We start from the raw sequence: 247 nt of genomic DNA, 5'->3' as shown, positions 1-247 counted from the left end.
ATTCGCTTCTTGACCGAACCAGATGACCTTGTGGTCGACCCTTTTGGCGGCACGATCAAGACTGGCAAAGCGGCCGAACATCTCGGTCGTCGATGGATCTGCGTAGAACTGGCCCTTCAATATGTCCGGGCGGCGGCTGAGCGCTTCAGAACATGCCCTGGTTTCTGGATTGATCCATCACTCGAAGCTTTTTCCGGGGCGAGCATCGTTTAAGGTCGTTAGCCACATCACCCGCAACTTTTCCAAC

At 54.7% G+C, this 247-nt stretch carries 1 protein-coding gene; it reads left to right on the top strand.

Going from position 1 to position 247, the window contains the following annotated elements:
• The coding region (locus SB765_RS32530; protein WP_410932878.1) for a DNA methyltransferase at window positions 1–213 on the top strand (213 nt) is incomplete at its 5' end.
• Window positions 214–247 lie beyond the last annotated feature (34 nt).

Source organism: Pseudomonas sp. SIMBA_067 (assembly GCF_046534675.1).
Lineage (GTDB): Bacteria > Pseudomonadota > Gammaproteobacteria > Pseudomonadales > Pseudomonadaceae > Aquipseudomonas > Aquipseudomonas putida.
The sequence above is the reverse complement of the archived record's forward strand: the minus strand, read 5'-3'. Positions and strand labels throughout refer to the sequence as shown.